Origin of the sequence: Bacillus sp. FJAT-49711 (genome assembly GCF_018343715.1) — a bacterium.
Taxonomy (GTDB): Bacteria; Bacillota; Bacilli; order Bacillales; family Bacillaceae_C; genus Lederbergia.
In genome coordinates this window covers 722,716-740,351 of the sequence record NZ_JAGYPL010000001.1, presented here as the reverse complement: position 1 = coordinate 740,351, position 17,636 = coordinate 722,716, and the positions used below count along the sequence as shown (strand labels likewise).

Sequence of the window (17,636 nt, the reverse complement as noted above, 5' to 3'; positions counted from 1 at the left end):
TCTAGTAATAACACTCACAATTATTTAATTTGTTCGTAAATAAGCTAAGCATATCGTCAATAATAACATCATGAAAATAGCGATTGTATCATTTCGGCGCCAGTTTAGCCTCCGAAATGAGGATCTTTTCTCACCTGATCGGTATCCTCGAACTTCCATCGCATTTGCCATATCCTCTGCTCGATTTAATGAACTGACAAATAGTGGGATAAATATCGGGATAAGTGTTTTCATTTGTTGAATTAAACTCCCTTCCCCGAACTCAGTTCCTCTCGCCCTTTGCGCATCCATCACTTTTTGAGTCTCATCAAGAAGATTTGGGATAAACCGCAATGATATAGATAACATTAATGACAATTCATCGACAGGAATTTTTAAATACCGTAATGGGCTTAGCAAACGATTAATTCCATCAGTTAGATCTATAGGTTTCGTAGTTAATGTTATGACAGTCGAAATGAAAATAATCATAACAAAACGGCAAAATATATAAAAACCATTTATTAATCCAAATTGTGAGATGGTGATAATTCCATATTCTACATAAATTTCTCCGCCGGCAGTAAACAATATTTGTAAAAAGACAGTAAATAAAATGAGCCAAATTAGTGGTTTAAGTCCTCGAAAATAGATTCTTACGTGTACGCCAGATAGATGCATGACTAAAAATGTAAATAACCATAAAAACACATATGTTTGCCAATTATTCGCCAGAAATAATATGGTAATGAAATAAAATCCGGCAATGAGTTTAGCTCTTGGGTCAAGATGATGCAATAAGGAATCACCTGGAAAGTAGCGGCCTAAAATCAATTTATTCATACGACATCAGCCTCGATTAATGCATCAGCTAGTTCATCAACGGATAAACAAATATAAGGGAAATTCACTCCAATTTCATCCTCAATTTTAAGCTGTAGTCTTCTCGCATCAGGAACATCGAGAGAATATCGATTCAATAATTCATTATTAGAGAATACTTTCCGTGTTTCATCATGAACAACTATTTTCCCTTTTTCCATTATAATAATATCATCAGTATAAAGTGCTACATCGTCCATATCATGCGTTACTAAAACGATTGTCAATCCGTGATTTTGATTCCAATTTTTAAGCAGAGTTAAAATTTCTTTTTTTCCATGTGGATCCAAACCGGCTCCAGGTTCATCCAAAATGAGTATGTCTGGCTTCATGGCTAATACTCCAGCTAATGCGACACGTCTCTTTTGTCCACCAGAAATGGAAAATGGCGATTTAGTTAATATATCAACTTCTAGACCTACCATTTTTATAACGTTTCTCGCAATCTCTTTCGCTTGGTTTTTGGAGACTCCAAAATTTGTTGGACCGAAACATATATCTTTTTCGACAGTTTCTGCAAATAACTGTGATTCGGGAAACTGAAAAACCATTCCTACTTTTTTACGTATTCCTTTTAGGTCTTTTTTATTTATATTCCGATCAATGATCATATTTCCAACTAACACTCTTCCTTCATGCGGAATGAGCAAACCGTTCATTGCCTTTAATAAACTTGATTTCCCCGCGCCAGTATGTCCAACGACGGCTGTAAAAGAACCTGATTTTATTTTCATATTAATAGCGTGAAGAACGAGCGGACTTCGAATCGGCCCTATTTGAAAATCTGCTGATACATCGTTAAATACTATTTCCATAAAAATTTCACCATCTCTTCTTCCGTCATATAATGGTCAGGCACTTTTCTCCCTCTATTTATTAACTTTTGTCTTAGTTGCTCCGTTATTGGCATTTCCACTTCAATATGATTGTTGGAAAACACTTCTTTCGGAGAACCATTGCATACGACTCTTCCTTCTTTCATTACAATTATTCGATCAGCTGCAGCTGCTTCATTCATGTCATGTGTAATCGATACGATGGAAATATCTTCATTTGTTTTTAAATGTCGTAAAATGGAAATAAGCTCACGCCTGCTTCTTGGATCTAACATGACAAGTGCTTCATCTAATAGAAGTACATCCGGCCTTAAAGCCAGAATTCCTGCAATTGCAACCCGCTGCTTTTGTCCGCCAGACAAATGTGAAGGATCATGTAAACGAAAACTAGACATGTCAACAGCTTCCAATGCATCTTCTACTCTTTTTTTCATTTCTTCATATGATAGATTCATATTTTCCAAAGCAAAAGCGACATCATCTTGTACGGAAGTTCCAATAAATTGATTTTCTGGATTTTGAAATACGAGCCCAATTCGACGCCTTGCATCCCATTTTGAGAATTCTTTCATTTCTATCCCTGCGATATGGATACGCCCTTTTTCGGGTGTTAATAAACCGACTAGGATTTTTGCTAATGTTGATTTTCCAGAACCATTATGACCAATAATGGCAACCCACTCTCCCCGGTTGACAGAAAATGTTACATTATTTAATATTTCTGTTTCTTGTCTCATATCATATCGGAATGTAATATTTTCCACTTCCAAAATAGGTTCTGACATCTTCCTGCCCTCCTGCGTCTAGTCGAGCTCTCCCATCCGAAACTCACTATTTGTTAATTCAAACTCTTTTTTTATCCCTGATGTCGCATAGATTTTTTTATCCGTACTGATAAAGATGGCTTCTACACCCTTTATTTCTTCGATAAACTTCATCCCATCTTTAATGCCTTTTGAAAAAACAACTGTTGAAAGTGCGTCACCATCTATCGATTGATCAGATATGATGGAAACACCTGCAACATCATTATTAAACGGATAGCCATCTTTCGGGTTAAGTAAATGATGGTACTTAATTCCATCCACTTCTATAAACCGCTCATAAATACCGGATGTCACGATTGATTTATTTGATTCTGATACTTTCCCTACTATTTCCCCTCTTGGAGAAAAAGGATCCTGAATCCCAACAGTCCAATCCTTTCCAGTAGGGTTTTTTCCCATAACATAAATATTTCCTCCTAAATCAACTATCGCAGTTCCGACATCATGTTCTTTAAGAACTTTCACAACTTCATCTGTAATAAAACCTTTTGCAATAGCACCTAAATCCAGCTGCATTCCTTTTTCTTTTAAAAAGATGGTTTGATCTTCCTTATTCAATTCAATTTCTTTATAACTTATTAATGGCAAAGTCGATTCAATTTCTTCCTTGTCTGGTTTCTTAGCATCTGGAAAACCAATATGCCAAAGAGAGGTTAACGGTCCAACCGAAATATCAAATGATCCATTCGCTTTTTCACTATATTTTTTTCCAGCTTCAATCAGCTTAAATATATCCTCTGATACACTCACCGCTTTAATACCAGCATTTTTGTTTATGTCATCAATCTCAGATCCTTGCTCATTAACTGTAATTTGATCAGCTAATCTTTTAATACGTTTGAATACTGGATCTAGAGTTGCTTTTTTTCCATCATCATAAATCCTTACAGTCACTACTGTCCCCATTAAAAACTCTGTTTCTTTATATGGGCTAGTTAATACACTTGATTTTTTCGTTTGCCCACAGCTAGCTAAGATCATAATAACGAGTAGACAAATGACGTATATTTTTTTATTAACCATTATCTATCAACCTTTCAGAAAAGGACATGGGGTTGCCCGATCACTAATTGGGTAGGCCCTGAATTTGCAGATGCCTGGCTCAACATGTCGGACAACCCCTTTTTAAAATTAAGTTAAGCAAGCTTTGGATCTTTATTGATACCCTTCAAAAGAAAGTTTCCGTCCAGCTTCAAAGGCTAGCCGTTTTTGATCATTTACTCACTATAAACATAGTTATCTATTTCAATTTTAGATGTATCGCCTTTTTGGGCGGCATTTATTAACTGAGCGGCATACAATTTGAATGTATGGCTAGAGTGTGTAGCACCTGTCACTACATCCACTTCAGCTGGATTTTGCTTTTCCACTAGCGCGTTATTCAAGGCAGGTATATAATCTTGTGGACCAGTTCCTGACTTTTCTGTCATTTTTTCTTGATAGCCTTCGTCATTCGTTTTTAATTCCCCGTCTTTATTTAAATAGTTATAATCGGATTCGATTATTTTGCCATCTTTAACTGTCATGTTTATAAAGGTTTTCCATCCTGTAGATCCAATATTTTTCTCGGCTAATGAATATTCGCCATCCTTTAATGACGCTTTCGTATCAATTTCAATTGTAGCTGTATCACCTATTTGTGCAGCTTGAATCAATTGCTGTGCATAATTTAAGAAGGTTTCAGAAGAATGAGTTGCTCCTGTCACAACGTCTACCTTTTGTGCATCTTGACTTTTTACTAATGCATCATTCAGTTGTGGAATGAATTCCTTTGGACCCACACCCGTTTTTTCAGACATGCTCTTTTGGTATCCTTCATCTTCTGATTTTAGATTTCCCTTTTCATCTTCATAGTTATAGCTCGATTCACTTATCTTGCCATCCTTCACAACAATTCCCATTGATGCTTTCCAACCATGATCGTCAAAATCCTTTTCTTTTAACGTGTACTCTCCATCTTGCATTTCCGCACCAGCAACCACCTTAACTACCGGTTCTCCATTGGATGAACTCTTGCTTCCCTCATCTTTCTTTACTGTTGCGCTAGAAGTTCCACAAGCTCCCAATAATAATGTTACTGATGCGACCACTGTTATTAGCTTTGGCATCTTTTTCATTTTTTGTCCCACCCTTTTTATTTTTATAATGTGAATTATTTCACATTTATCTGTAAATATTTGTGAAACGTTTCACATTATTTCGCCTTTAGTTTAACATTTCGTTTTCGATCTGTCTATTCTTTTTAAGAGGTTGTGAAAAAAAGAATTTTTATCATTTTTAATAAAAACCATAGACAGTTATAAAGAATCATTGTAAACTAAAGACAAATGTTCAACACTTCACAAACTATTGAGAATGCATTTGCTCATTAGTTCACAATTTTTATAGTAGTGAGTTTCGCCATTATTCCCAGTCTCCACTTGCGCATGCTCACTATTTCACAAGTAGTGTTGACATAATATAAAGGGGGCGCATGTAAATGGCCAAAAAAGATATCGTAATCATTGGTGCTGGGTATGCCGGGGTTCATGCGGCGAAAAAACTTGCAAAAAAATTTAAGAAGGATGAATCAGTTTCGATTACTCTCATTGATCGTCATTCCTACCATACAATGATGACCGAGCTGCATGAGGTTGCGGCACACCGTGTTGAACCGGATGCAATTCAATTTGATTTGCGAAGATTATTCAATCGTACAAAAGTTAAATTAGTGACAGATAATGTGACTCAAGTTAATTATGAAACAAATTGTGTAGCAACCGAGCATGGAACGTATCATTTTGACTACCTTATACTAGGCATGGGCGGTGAACCAAATGATTTTGGCACTCCTGGTGTCGCTGATCACGCCTTCACCCTCTGGTCTTGGGAAGATGCTATTAAACTGCGAGAACATATTGAAAAAACGGTACGTAAAGCAGCTTCCATTCATAATGATGCAATCCGTCGAGCCATGTTAACTTTTACAGTATGCGGATCTGGCTTTACTGGAATTGAAATGATCGGTGAATTGCTAGAATGGAAGACTCGTTTAGCGAAAGATTATAAAGTAGATGAAAATGATATAACCTTATATGTGGTTGAAGCAGCACCAACAATCTTGAACATGCTTGATCGAAAAGGTGCTGATAAAGCTGAAGCATATTTAGTTAAAAATGGAGTAAAGGTTTTGAAAAGCTCCCCTATCGTTGAAGTAAAAGCCGATTCTGTTTTATTAGATTCAGGAGATGTTATAAAAACTCATACATTAATTTGGACAGCGGGTGTTCAAGCTAATTCCGATACAAAGGATTATGGAATGTCTGCTGGTCGTGCAGGAAGATTAAAAGTCAATCAATATATGGAAGCTGAAGGATTAGAAAATGTATATGTTGTTGGAGACTTAGCCTATTTTGAAGAAGAACCTGGCAAGCCAACTCCTCAAATAGTAGAAGCGGCCGAACAAACAGCCGGGACTGCTGCCAACAGTATTATTGCTGAAATTACTGGCGGAGAAAAACGAGCTTATAAAGGAAAATACCATGGTGTAATGGTATCCATCGGCGCAAGATACGGGGTAGCCAATTTAAGTGGCATCCATTTAAGCGGCTGGTTTGCTAATTTCATGAAACATATGGTGAATCTATATTACTTCTTCGGAATAAGAAGCGGATATTATATGTTCCAATATATCATGCATGAATTTTTTCATACGAAAGATAAACGGAATATTTTTAGAAATACTTCCACTCGATACGGAAATGTTTTGTGGAGCTTCCCTCTCCGTTTAATGGTTGGCGGATTTTGGATTGCTGAAGCGGGTGCCAAAATTTGGGGTCATGAAAGATGGAAAGAAGCAACTGCTAGTTTCTCTACATTACCAAAGCTTTTCAAAGGTATTGGTGAAGATTCTTGGTTAACAGGCAATACGGTTACTATGCCATTCGACTGGCTGCAAACAGCAACAACTGGAGCAAGTGAAGCAGCATCTGGCGATTGGGCTACTCCAATTTTAAGCCATATGCCGGGTTGGTTTGAGTGGATTATGAAAATTATGCTTCCAACTCCTGAAGTAGCAATCTTTATGCAAAAGATGATGGTGTTTATCGAATTGGCGATCGGCCTAGCTATTCTTTTTGGATTATTTACTTGGTTAGCAAGTTTTATGAGTACGGGATTCCTTATTATGTTTACGTTTAGTGCAATGCTGGGATGGGATAAAATTTGGGCACTCCCTGCTTCCATCGCATTATTAAATGGATCTGGCCGAACTTTAGGGTTAGATTATTGGGTAATCCCCTATTTACAAAAAAGATTAGGCAGCTGGTGGTACGGAAACGTTAGGGGCTTTTATAAAGACCTCTAAATGTAATTCATATTAGTTTCTGTAAAATGTTGGTGCATGGTTGATTTCCGATACAGTTGTTCGCTTTTCGGAAAGTGTCCGCCTGAAGCCGAAATTAACAGTGCATGTTGAATGTAGATTAAAAAGTTAACGATCTTCCTATTAATAAATAGTAGGGAGAGATAAAAGTGGCACAAGAAAACCTTGTGCCATCTAACTCGGAAATTCCGAGAGTCTGTATAATGGCAAGGAGGAACTAGGCATGAGAGATTTTTTTCGGATGATGAAAAAATGGGATTTAATCATGATTATCCTTCTTATTCTATTTTCCTTTTTACCATTTTCAATTTTTAGCTATCAACAAGCAAATAAAATGGAAGCCAGTTCTCGGTATATTGCTGTTATTACAGTCAATAAAGAAATTGTAAAAGAAATTGAGCTTTCTAGTCATACAGGAACACAAATTTTTGAAATTGCTGATCATGATTCTGATGTTAATGTGATTGAAGTAAAAAATGATCACATTCGAATTAAAAGCGCAAATTGCTCAGATCAAATTTGCGTTAGAACAAGAGCTATTTCAAAACCAGGACAAACAATTGTATGTTTGCCACATAAATTGGTGATTGAAATTAAAGCTATTGATCCTCAACACGAACCTTCAGAAGAAATGATAATTAGTTCGTAACAAAATGGGAGGCAATAACGATGACAAAAAATCAACGAATTGTTTATATAGCGTTATTAGCTTCCCAAGCTGTTATCATCAGTCTGCTTGAAAGGGCCATTCCCTTCCCTTTCGCATTTGCCCCAGGTGCCAAATTAGGGCTGGCCAATATTATTACTTGTATGGCGTTATACACATTGTCGGCGAAAGATGCAGGAAAGGTCGTCTTTACACGTCTCGTTTTATCAACCTTGCTCGGTGGAACCATTTCCACCTTTATGTATTCGGCATCTGGAGCTATTTTAAGTTTTTTCGGAATGTGGTCAGTAAAAAAACTCGGTCCAAAACGAATTAGCATTATCGGGGTTAGTGTAACGGGAGCCATCCTGCATAACGTCGGGCAACTCGTGATTGCGAGTTGGATTGCACAAACTTGGACTGTTCTTCTTTACTTACCTATTTTATCCTTTATCGGGATCTTATCTGGGATTGCCATTGGTGTTTTCGCTAATTACTTACTAACACATATTGAAAAATTACATTATTACCACTATTTACAAGAATCTAATTCAGAAAAAATCTCATTATAAAAGTGGTCAATAAAATCCTTTAATTGTTTATGTAAAAAAACGGTCTTGCTCTCTTCATTCGGAATAGGAATCCAACTAATTACAGCCTTTACATTCGTTAGACTATTTAGTAAGAAAAGATCCTTCTCATCTCGAATTAAAACGGCTTTTGGATAACAAGATTTTTTATATCCTTCAACGAGTATGAGGTCGAGACTAAAATGATGATAAACATTAATAATATCATTAAGCCCCCATTCATTATTCGTTGCTTCTATAAGTAAAGTACCTTCCCCTTCGACACTTGAAATATCCGCTCCCGCAAGACTATGTCGATTCGAATCTTTATCAGAATTAGGACAAAATGGTGTCCCGCCATGTCCATGGTGCTTAATTGTCCCAATTTGCAAGCCCTTGGCTTTGCCTGATTTTATTAATTCTTCCATCAACGTCGTTTTTCCGCTATTTTGGTATCCTACGATTTGGAAAACTTTGCTTCCACCCACGGCATTTCACTTCCTTGTTGATCATCAAGCAATAATAGTTCTACTTGATCTCCTTTCATGTAACCCCTTGTTCCTCCCGGTAATATCATTAAACAATCTGCCCATGCTAAAGATGTAACAACCCCTGATTTATCTAAACCTACTGGCTCAACAAAAATAGCACTGTTCTCATATACTATCTTACCTCGAACAAATCTACTGAACGGGTTAGGTTTAGGAAAATCTTTTTTTAATGTACCAGTGATTGTGCGCAAAAATGGTTTTTCTGAATGAAGCCAATAACGAATATAAGGACGAACAAATAATTCGAATCCGATATAACATGCAGATGGATTTCCTGAGAGACCAAACAATAACTTACCCTCTTTTTCTGCGCAGCTCGTTACACTTCCTGGTCGCATTGCGATCTTATTAAATAATTGATTCGCTTCAAGTCGTCGATAGATTTCTGGTAAATAATCATAGTCCCCTACTGAAACTCCACCGGTCGTAATCAAAATATCACATTCTTCTAAAGCTTGTTTAATTGTTTCGTACAGTTTGTCCAAGTTATCTGAGATTGAACCATACCGTTTATACTGGGCACCTGCACGTAAAATTTGGGATTCTATCATATATCCATTACTGTTGCGAATTTTACCAGGAACTAGCTCCTCTTCCGGATTTAATAGTTCACTCCCAGTTGCAATAATCCCAATTAGAGGGCGACTGGATACCTTCACTTTACTATAACCAAATGTTGCTAGCAAAGCCTTAATACCCGGATTAATAGCTACCCCTTTATCGATAAGCGAATGTCCTTTTTTCGTGTCCTCACCTTGGAAAGAAATATTATCTCCTTTATTTAGGGAGCGTTTGATTGTTATACTTTGTTCTTCTTCCTGCACCAGCTCTAACATCATGACACAATCTGCACCTTTTGGGATTTGAGCACCAGTCATAATTCTTACAGCTTCCATATGCCCGATATGGTGATGGCTTACCTGCCCTGCTCCAATTTCATCCATTACTTGAAAAGTAAGTGGAGTATCTCTAGATGCATCTTTTGTATCATTGGATCTTAGAGCAAAGCCATCGTAAGGAGAGCGATCAAATGGCGGGACATCATGATCGGCAATTAGAGGTTCAGCTAGAAATCTACCATCACAATCATCCAATGAAATAAATTCAACCCCACCGTTTTTTTTGTACTTCATTACATATTCAATTGCATCTTTTACCCATATCGGTTTTCTCCGTTCAACCATTGTTCATTACCTCCGATATACGACATTTTTTTCATTGTACCATCTTCAATTTTATATCACTAATTAAGAGTTTAGCTAGAAGTGACAATCAACGTTCAATATTATAAAATATACGTATTGTTTTTGAAGGGATGGGGATTGATGAAAAAGGCGCATCTCCTTATAATTTTAGTAATATTAATAGCTCTATTTTTGCCAAATAAGCAAGTATTTGCGGATACAGTGCCTAATCCTGTCGGTGATATATATGTTCAAGATTTTGCAAATATATTAACCTCGACTCAAAAGAAAGAATTAATAAAACTCGGTACATATTTGGACAAGGAGTCCGAAGCGCAATTGGCAATATTAACCGTTCACTCTCTTGAAAGCATTCCAGTCGAAGAGTATGCTGCAAATGCTTATGATGAGTATGAATTAGGGAGAAATGATGAGAATAACGGGGTCCTTTTACTATTTGCGTTAAATGACCGTAAAATTTATATTGAAGTCGGATCCGCTCTAAAGAAAAAGCTGACTGATAAAAATCTCGGGAAAATATTGGACACTCATGCACTGCCGTATTTAGAAAAAAGCGAACTAGCGCAAGCAATAACGAATACGTATAAAAAACTTTTTAATGAGGTCGCTGATGAATATGGCATCAATAAGCAAGTAAAAACCGAAAGCTTCGAATATGGGTATAATGATGGAAGTGGGATCTTATCTCTTATTATCTTTATTTTTGTGGTTCTTGGCATCATTTATTTAGATTATCGTTTTTTAGGAAGCGCAGTTACTTTGACCATTTTAAGGTTGGTTGCTGTGATAGTCCGTAAAATTCTGAAACGCAAGCGCAGAAGGCGTTCGCGTGTGTAAGAGTATAAGGCTAAGGCTGTCTTTAGACAGCCTTTGTCATACAACAGGCTCCAGTTCCCACTTATTCAAAAGCAAATTTTCAGCCTCAAAATATTCGTGTGCAACGGCCAACAAAATATGGTTAAGAAGGAATAGCAACACGTCATTGCACCTTAGCTTACCTTCTTATTTTCCGCTTTTCCTTATAGAATTGACTTTAATAGCAACTTTTTTAGCAACGGAAGCAATAAGTCGGGTAATTCTGCCACTGTTGGAGCAACCAGGCTATAAGGACCGTAAATATTTTGAAATACTTTTCTTTGCTCATCCCCTACTCCATTTTGTGAAAGGAAGATATTGAATACCTCAATCCCTCTTTTGCGAGCTTCAACAACGGCAGCATGTGTGTCAACAATACCATTTTGATTATAATTGAATGCAGCGGGCTCCCCATCAGAAAATACAATTAAAAATTTCTGTTTCTCAATTCTTTTTAATAATCGCTCACACATAATTCTGATCGCAAATCCATCACGATTATCTTCCTCCGCTTCTAGTTCCATAATTTCGGGACCCGTTTTAGCGATTAAAGATGTGGTAAAATCAATGACTCTTTTAAAATAATTAGGTTGTCTATTTGAGGAAGCTTCATTTGCGTCCTCCCAAAATCCAGTAACTTCATGAGGAACTCTTACTGATTTCAGGGCTTCATGAAAAAGAATAATGCCTTTTTTTGTTTCCTTCATTTTATCTTCCATCGATGCAGAACAATCGACGAGTAAACTGAATACCGCATCTATTTCCTTAGACTCTTCATTTTTTTTATAAAAAAGACGTGGTTGTTCTTCTGTAAAAAATCTAATTAGTTTTCTATTTAGTTTTCCGAATTGTAAATCAGAACGCGGCATTGTTTTTTTATGTTCCAATGTAAGATCAATCGATTTCTTCAATCTTTTTTGATAAATCTGTGCATTATTTTTTAATTGTACGTATTCAGATATATGTTCGGGCGAAAGTGACACCTTTGTTAAAAAAATTGCTTCAGCATGATTATTTTCTATTCCGTATGGCGTATTTCTTCCACCCTGTATAGTGTCATTATTATCTAAAATTTCTAAATCTGAAAAATCCTTGTTTGTCGTTTTTTTAGCAGACCCTTGAACAATGGCTAATGCTTGGTCTCCCGCCTCCCCTTCTCGTGCATCATTTGTTAACATGTCCGTTTTTGTTCCTTGGTTCAAATCAAATTGGAGGAATGAATCTCCAGGTGTTTTCGTTTCGCGGTGCCATGTTTTAAACTCTTCGTCAAAAACTTCTTCATTACCGCTACTTTTTTCATCTATTTTATCATCATTAATAAGCGGATCTTTTCTTAGCAAATCATTATAATGTATGTCTTGTGTTTCAAGCGGATTAATATAAAGATGGAAATAATCATTTATCATATCACGATTAATTTTCTTTTCTACCATCTTTACTATGGATTGACAAATTTTCGCTATTTCAATTGTAGAAGAAGCATCATATAAACGTTCAACCTTGCTTCTCAATATTGGCATAAAAGGATCTATATTTTCACTAACAGACGGGAGATGGAAAAATGGCGTATCACTATTCATCATTAAATAGATCATGTTAAAAATAGCATCGAGAAAAAGACTTCTTTCTTTGTTTACTTTTAATTGACTTTCAAAATAATGAAAGTAAATATCACGTCTAATACGAAATTCCGCCGTCATTCCTGGACGATTTTTTTTACAAAGCTCTTCTATTCTTAAATCTTCAGTTAGAGAAAAAAGCTGTTTGGCAAAACGTGGAATATTTGTAGTTTCAGACCAATTTCCGTACTGTATAACGATTCGATCATTAGTAAAATACATATTCCCTAATGCTCTTAAAAACACATCGCTTTTCAAGCCAGCTCTCATAATCATTTCGGGACGATGATTCCAGAAATGACTGACATATACTTTCTTTTCAGCCTTACTAATATATGAATGGACTTGGTACTCTGTATTGTATTCTTGATCTTTTAATAGAGTTTTTGTCAAATCAGCCAATTCCATCAATAGTAAAGAATCAATTTTTTCGTCATTAAAATTAATGAATCGATACATGTTCACAAAGGTCACCTTCTATACAAATAGGGTTTTCGCTATATTCATAATAGCCGCCTTTTCCCTCTCCTCTTCAAGCTTATCTGCTATTCCCCTCTGAATGGCTCGTAAAGGCGGCAAATACACTGCTAAATCACATGTATCAATTAACGCTCGAATAGATGCGGCTTCTTCTGGAATTTGTCCATTTCTGACTTGGGTGATTAAATCCTCAGATAAAATGACGAATTTATCAATATTTGCTTCATCTTTTAGAATACTTTCATTAACTAGTACTTCCTTTAAAACCTCTCCTTGAACGTACGGTACCTCGATGACAACAAAACGATTTTTTAACGCTTCGTTAAGTGGAACTGTGCCGATATACCCTTCATTTATAGCCGCAATGACTCCAAAATGTTCTTTTGCCCGGACAACCATTCCAGTAAATGGATTAAATACCATTCGCCGATAATCCAATACACTGTTTAATATTGGCAACGTTTCGGGTTTAGCCATGTTAATTTCATCAATATATAATAATTGACCTGTGTTCATCGCCTTTATAACAGGTCCAGGTATGAAATCTATCGTATTTTTTCCTTCCTTTTGTCCGATTGTTTTAAAGCCAAGTAAGGCCTCGGCATCCATATCAACTGAACAATTAATACTTTGCATTGGCTGTTTTAAAATATTCGAAAGCGTTTCTGCAAGTTTTGTTTTTCCAGATCCAGTTGGTCCCTTTAATAACACATTTTTCCCTAAGGATAATGCTATTAGAGCATCCGTTAACAAATTCTCATCTGCAGCCATAAATCCGCCTTTGAAAATATTTTGTTCATCGGGATTTAAAAAGAATAAACGTCTATTTTCAATTAATTGTTCAATGTCTTTCGGTATGTTTAGTAAATTCATAATGGTGATTCCTTTCTTTTTCTGTTAAATCTACAATATAAAAAAGCCTGCATATCAGCAAGCTTTTCACATTCAAAAAAACACAATCCAATTAGCCTAGGCTTCTAGCTCCAGTATTTCTAATATGTTCACTCTTTTGATAATAGTATAAACCTCTTCCCAATTTCATAATATTATCATCAGTCTTTTTAATTGTGTTCATAAAAGTTGTCATGTTAGCAATTCTAAATCCAGTTCTTTCTTCAATTTGTTTCTGAAGAACCGAGCCCCTAATTGGTGCATCTTGCTCTTTTAAAATCATGATAGCAGATTCTCTCATTTTAGTTGTTTTACTTCTTCTAGAAGGCCTGCCTTTTCTAGTTTTGGGAGCATTTTCAATGGTGTTGGAAGGCGCTTCTATTAATTTGCTATGAGAATCTATGTAATGAATTTTTTCATCGGATGTCGTTTCTGACTCAGACATAGAATCTAACTCTCTAAGTCTATTAAATATCGCTTCTCTTTCTGTTTGCAGTTTGGAAAGTAATTGCTCCTCAGCTTCTTTCATCTGTTCTAATCTCATTTTTAGTGCTATTCTTTCATTAAACATTTTTTCGCCCCCTAACTAATAAATAAACTTTCTAAATAGCAAGTATATTTATAATTATAGTTTACTGTAGTGTAAATAGTAAAGAGTATAAAAAAACAATTTTCATCGTTAATACGTATGAATTTGTCGAGTTTTAAACTAAAACATAAAATAGTGTTTATAATTGTCAGAAAGTATTAGTTGTTTCTGTAATAAAAGAGAAATACAATAGAATTTGAACGTCAGTCAATCTAGAATCTCTCACAAAATTTATTAATTTTAGGAGGTATTCATTGAGGGAATTGACAGTAAAATTTCTTACAAAGAACGGAAAGATCATTAATTAATGTTGATATTGCAAAAAAGGCCACTTGAACTATAAAAAAAGGAATAATAGAGGAGAAAAAATTGTTGACTGGGGTCAAAAAACGAGCGGATCTGTTAAAGCTGCCCTTCCATATGAGGACGATGTGATTTTAAAAAATTATGCCCTTATCAATTCGTGATGTAGCCAACGCACACTACATCGCCAAATGTCATCGTGCAGGGACAATGTGAACTATCATCGATGGACACCCATAAAAATAATTAGGCCTTGGACGGGATTAGGATCGTATGAACTTAATAATTATTTTGAATGAGTGTCTTTTAGCTTTCGTCACTAGCGGTTTAGAAGAAATACAGTTAATAAATTAATTGTATTTCTTCTTTTTTTTAGTTATCGCTTTCTTTTTTTAAAAATAAATAGTACAATAATTTTTATATAGAGAATAATCCAATTTCACGAGGAGGTTTTTTACTGGCATGAAAATCATGAGTAACGAACTGCTAGTTGCTGCCTATCGAGACGCGAAAAAGAATGAGCACGAGAGTGAATGGATAAAATTATTAAAATCGGAATTGAGAAAACGTGGACTAAAACCATAATAGATTTATAGTAATTCTCTATTAAACTTGAAAATTACGTGTAGGCGTGCCTTTAATGGGCACGCTTTTTTACTGCTCTTCAATTCGTGGTGATGCCGGGTTGCAGTATGGTTCCTGTGATTTTGTAGATTCAGCCAATTTTGTTAAGTAATAACACTCCTCCCTAAACATGTGATCTGCCATTAATGCCGGGAACGTTCCAAGTACTTGTTCTGAAATCTCGAGTTCTAAAATTTCATTTAGAAATATTTGAAATGCTTCAATTTCCAATTTTGCCTCATTGTTTAATCGGGAAAGAGCGGGAAATTGATAAATATGAGTCCGTAAGTATCCGGCGAATTCAACCGCTTTTAAATAAAGATGCTCAAAATCTTTATTAAAAACAGCACTTTCGTACTTAAGCTTTTTTTCTGTGCCATCCAACTGATCCTGGATTGCACCTGCATGCCCCGCCGCGTCACTAAGCCATAATAAATGGTGATGCAATTCATGTGAATTAGGCGGCGATTCATTTTTCAAAAAGTAACTGATGATTCTTTCGTATTCTTCTAATTCATTAACCATATGGTTGATGAATGTTGGTGACAAATGAAATTTGATTTTTTTAAACAGTAATTTTTCTATCAAAGAAAACTTGAATTCTTTTAACTCGTGTGTATCGGCCATTGCTTCAGCAGTCAACGTGATACCCTCTTCGACATTTGTTAATTGTCTTGCATTTGCCAATAATCGGTCGAACGTATTTTTGAATTTTTGTGCCAACTTAATATCGGCTGTTTCAGATGGTGCTAAAGAATCTAAAATAAATCTAGAATGATCCCCAAGAATTTGCAGCCAAAACTCATGTTCAAACTTCAACTCAGTTAACGTAAGAGACAATATAACGACCTCCTCAAGTTTACATTCATTTCAGCATATTCTTAGCAAACAAATTATTATGCATAAAATACAAATACAATCTTTTGAGAAGGGTCATTCGATTTATTCCTTTTTCACTTGGACAAACTCGGGTTTATATTCGTAACTTTGTTCAACATGACACTCTTGTTGGACAGTATCATGATTAAATTGATAGCTTTGTCCATCATGATACTCTTGATTGACAAACCTATTAAGAATTTCGACCTTCTGCCCAATAACGATAATTTAATCGCCAAAAAAAGGAACGACCGTAATAAAAACGGCCGTTCCTTACTTTTATCATTAACCTTCCAATAAAAGGTCTTCTGGGTTTTCTAATAATTTTTTAATTGTTACGAGGAATCCAACAGCTTCTTTTCCATCGATCACGCGGTGATCATATGAAAGTGCAACATACATCATTGGGCGATTTTCCATACGTTCTGCATCGATCGCGACTGGTCTAGTTTGAATCGTATGCATACCTAGAATTCCAACTTGAGTACCGTTTAGAATTGGCGTGGATAGCAATGATCCGAAAACTCCGCCGTTTGTAATGGTAAAGGTTCCACCTTGTAGATCACTTAAAGCTAGTTTATTATCTCTTGCTTTTTTAGCTACTGCCAAAATATCTGCTTCAATTTCCGCGAAGTTTTTACGATCGCAATCGCGAATTACCGGAACGACGAGTCCTTCATCCGTAGATACGGCTACACCGATATCATAGAACTTTTTCAAAAGCAATTCATCACCTTGCAGTTCTGAATTGACAGCAGGATATTTCTTTAATGCAGAAACTACTGCTTTAGTAAAAAATGACATAAAACCTAGGCGAACATCATGTTGTTCATAAAATTTATCTTTTTTGCGTTTACGAAGATCCATAACAGCCGTCATATCAATTTCATTGAAAGTAGTTAACATAGCTGCATTTTGTTGAACTTCAACTAGTCTTTTTGCAATCGTTTGGCGGCGTCTTGATAAACGAACGCGCTCAACTGGTTTACCTTCTTCTTGAGCAGGAGCAGCAGCTTTAGGAGTTGGTGCTTGCCCAGCAGGCTGCACTGGCTGATTAGAAAATGATGTAATATCTTGTTTTCTAACACGACCAAGCGGATCAACAGTCGGAACTTCACTTAAGTCGATTCCTTTTTCTCTAGCTAGCTTACGTGCTGCAGGAGATGCAATTGGCCGATCTTTTTTCTCGGCTTCAGTTTGTGCTTGTTCTTTTTGAGGTTCTTCTACCGGAGCTGCTGCCTTCTCAGGCTCTGCAGCAGTAGGCTGTGCCTCTGCGGCTTGCACTCCACCTGCTTCTACAATCGCAATAACTTCACCTACTTGAACAGTATCGCCTTCAGCCGCTTTTAATTCTTTAACAATTCCTGATTCTTCGGAGATTACTTCCACATTGACTTTATCTGTTTCAAGTTCAACGATGTACTCTCCTTTTTCAACATGATCACCCGGTTTTTTTAACCATTGCGCGATTGTACCTTCCGTAATCGATTCTGCTAATTCAGGTACTTTAATTTCAGCCACTTTGAAATCCTCCTCTA

17 protein-coding genes are annotated in these 17,636 nt (G+C 36.1%); 5 read left to right on the top strand and 12 right to left on the bottom strand.

Annotated elements, in window-relative coordinates; all coding sequences use genetic code 11:
• Positions 1-24: 24 nt before the first annotated feature.
• The 5 genes from KHA96_RS03735 to pplA form a co-directional block, all read right to left on the bottom strand.
• The gene (locus tag KHA96_RS03735) at positions 25-822 is read right to left on the bottom strand and encodes an energy-coupling factor transporter transmembrane component T family protein (RefSeq protein WP_213127936.1); all 798 of its coding nucleotides are present in this window, start codon (positions 820-822) and stop codon (positions 25-27) included.
• The gene (locus KHA96_RS03730) at positions 819-1,676 is read right to left on the bottom strand and encodes an energy-coupling factor transporter ATPase (protein ID WP_213127935.1); all 858 of its coding nucleotides are present in this window, start codon (positions 1,674-1,676) and stop codon (positions 819-821) included. Before KHA96_RS03730 ends, KHA96_RS03735 begins: the two co-directional genes overlap by 4 nt.
• Positions 1,667-2,482: an energy-coupling factor transporter ATPase gene (locus KHA96_RS03725; RefSeq protein WP_213127934.1), complete on the bottom strand. Its 816-nt coding sequence runs from the start codon at positions 2,480-2,482 to the stop codon at positions 1,667-1,669. Before KHA96_RS03725 ends, KHA96_RS03730 begins: the two co-directional genes overlap by 10 nt.
• Before the next feature lie 18 nt (positions 2,483-2,500).
• Entirely contained in the window at positions 2,501-3,547 is a 1,047-nt protein-coding gene (locus tag KHA96_RS03720) for an FAD:protein FMN transferase (protein ID WP_213127933.1), read from the bottom strand.
• A 194-nt stretch (positions 3,548-3,741) separates the two neighbouring features.
• Positions 3,742-4,641, bottom strand: a complete 900-nt coding sequence (gene pplA, locus KHA96_RS03715; protein ID WP_213127932.1) for an extracellular electron transfer flavoprotein PplA — start codon at positions 4,639-4,641, stop codon at positions 3,742-3,744.
• Between the two features lie 362 nt (positions 4,642-5,003).
• Here pplA and KHA96_RS03710 point away from each other — a divergent pair, with 362 nt between their 5' ends.
• The 3 genes from KHA96_RS03710 (at position 5,004) to KHA96_RS03700 (ending at position 8,105) form a co-directional block, all read left to right on the top strand.
• Entirely contained in the window at positions 5,004-6,869 is a 1,866-nt protein-coding gene (locus KHA96_RS03710; protein ID WP_213127931.1) for an FAD-dependent oxidoreductase, read from the top strand.
• 241 nt (positions 6,870-7,110) lie between these two features.
• Positions 7,111-7,536 (top strand): NusG domain II-containing protein, encoded by a 426-nt coding sequence (locus tag KHA96_RS03705; protein ID WP_213127930.1) that lies wholly within the window; start codon positions 7,111-7,113, stop codon positions 7,534-7,536.
• 20 nt (positions 7,537-7,556) lie between these two features.
• Entirely contained in the window at positions 7,557-8,105 is a 549-nt protein-coding gene (locus tag KHA96_RS03700; RefSeq protein WP_213127929.1) for a Gx transporter family protein, read from the top strand.
• Here KHA96_RS03700 and mobB read toward each other — a convergent pair.
• Both mobB and KHA96_RS03690 read right to left on the bottom strand, forming a co-directional pair.
• Entirely contained in the window at positions 8,066-8,590 is a 525-nt protein-coding gene (mobB, locus tag KHA96_RS03695; RefSeq protein ID WP_213127928.1) for a molybdopterin-guanine dinucleotide biosynthesis protein B, read from the bottom strand. The two genes, KHA96_RS03700 and mobB, sit on opposite strands and share 40 nt — an antisense overlap.
• Positions 8,560-9,837 carry a molybdopterin molybdotransferase MoeA gene (locus KHA96_RS03690; RefSeq protein WP_213127927.1) on the bottom strand — a complete coding sequence of 426 codons (1,278 nt, stop codon included), beginning with the start codon at positions 9,835-9,837 and terminating at the stop codon, positions 8,560-8,562. Before KHA96_RS03690 ends, mobB begins: the two co-directional genes overlap by 31 nt.
• Positions 9,838-9,978: 141 nt before the next feature.
• On the opposite strand from KHA96_RS03690, the gene KHA96_RS03685 reads away from it, so the two are divergent.
• On the top strand, positions 9,979-10,695 hold the full coding sequence (locus KHA96_RS03685) for a TPM domain-containing protein (protein ID WP_213127926.1): 717 nt from the start codon (positions 9,979-9,981) through the stop codon (positions 10,693-10,695).
• 182 nt (positions 10,696-10,877) lie between these two features.
• On the opposite strand, the gene KHA96_RS03680 is transcribed toward KHA96_RS03685, so the two are convergent.
• From KHA96_RS03680 to KHA96_RS03670, 3 genes are all read right to left on the bottom strand, one after another.
• Positions 10,878-12,791 carry a cobaltochelatase CobT-related protein gene (locus tag KHA96_RS03680; protein WP_213128669.1) on the bottom strand — a complete coding sequence of 638 codons (1,914 nt, stop codon included), beginning with the start codon at positions 12,789-12,791 and terminating at the stop codon, positions 10,878-10,880.
• A gap of 18 nt (positions 12,792-12,809) precedes the next feature.
• Positions 12,810-13,685 (bottom strand): ATP-binding protein, encoded by an 876-nt coding sequence (locus tag KHA96_RS03675; protein ID WP_213127925.1) that lies wholly within the window; start codon positions 13,683-13,685, stop codon positions 12,810-12,812.
• A 91-nt stretch (positions 13,686-13,776) separates the two neighbouring features.
• Positions 13,777-14,274 carry a Rok-like winged helix domain-containing protein gene (locus tag KHA96_RS03670; RefSeq protein ID WP_213127924.1) on the bottom strand — a complete coding sequence of 166 codons (498 nt, stop codon included), beginning with the start codon at positions 14,272-14,274 and terminating at the stop codon, positions 13,777-13,779.
• 783 nt (positions 14,275-15,057) lie between these two features.
• Between KHA96_RS03670 and sda the strand changes: the two genes are divergently transcribed.
• Positions 15,058-15,180 carry a sporulation histidine kinase inhibitor Sda gene (gene sda, locus KHA96_RS03665; RefSeq protein ID WP_213127923.1) on the top strand — a complete coding sequence of 41 codons (123 nt, stop codon included), beginning with the start codon at positions 15,058-15,060 and terminating at the stop codon, positions 15,178-15,180.
• Between the two features lie 69 nt (positions 15,181-15,249).
• Here the strand turns inward: sda and KHA96_RS03660 are convergent, their stop codons facing one another.
• Positions 15,250-16,059: a DUF2935 domain-containing protein gene (locus KHA96_RS03660; RefSeq protein WP_213127922.1), complete on the bottom strand. Its 810-nt coding sequence runs from the start codon at positions 16,057-16,059 to the stop codon at positions 15,250-15,252.
• A gap of 324 nt (positions 16,060-16,383) precedes the next feature.
• Entirely contained in the window at positions 16,384-17,619 is a 1,236-nt protein-coding gene (gene odhB / locus KHA96_RS03655) for a 2-oxoglutarate dehydrogenase complex dihydrolipoyllysine-residue succinyltransferase (RefSeq protein WP_213127921.1), read from the bottom strand.
• Positions 17,620-17,636: the final 17 nt, after the last annotated feature.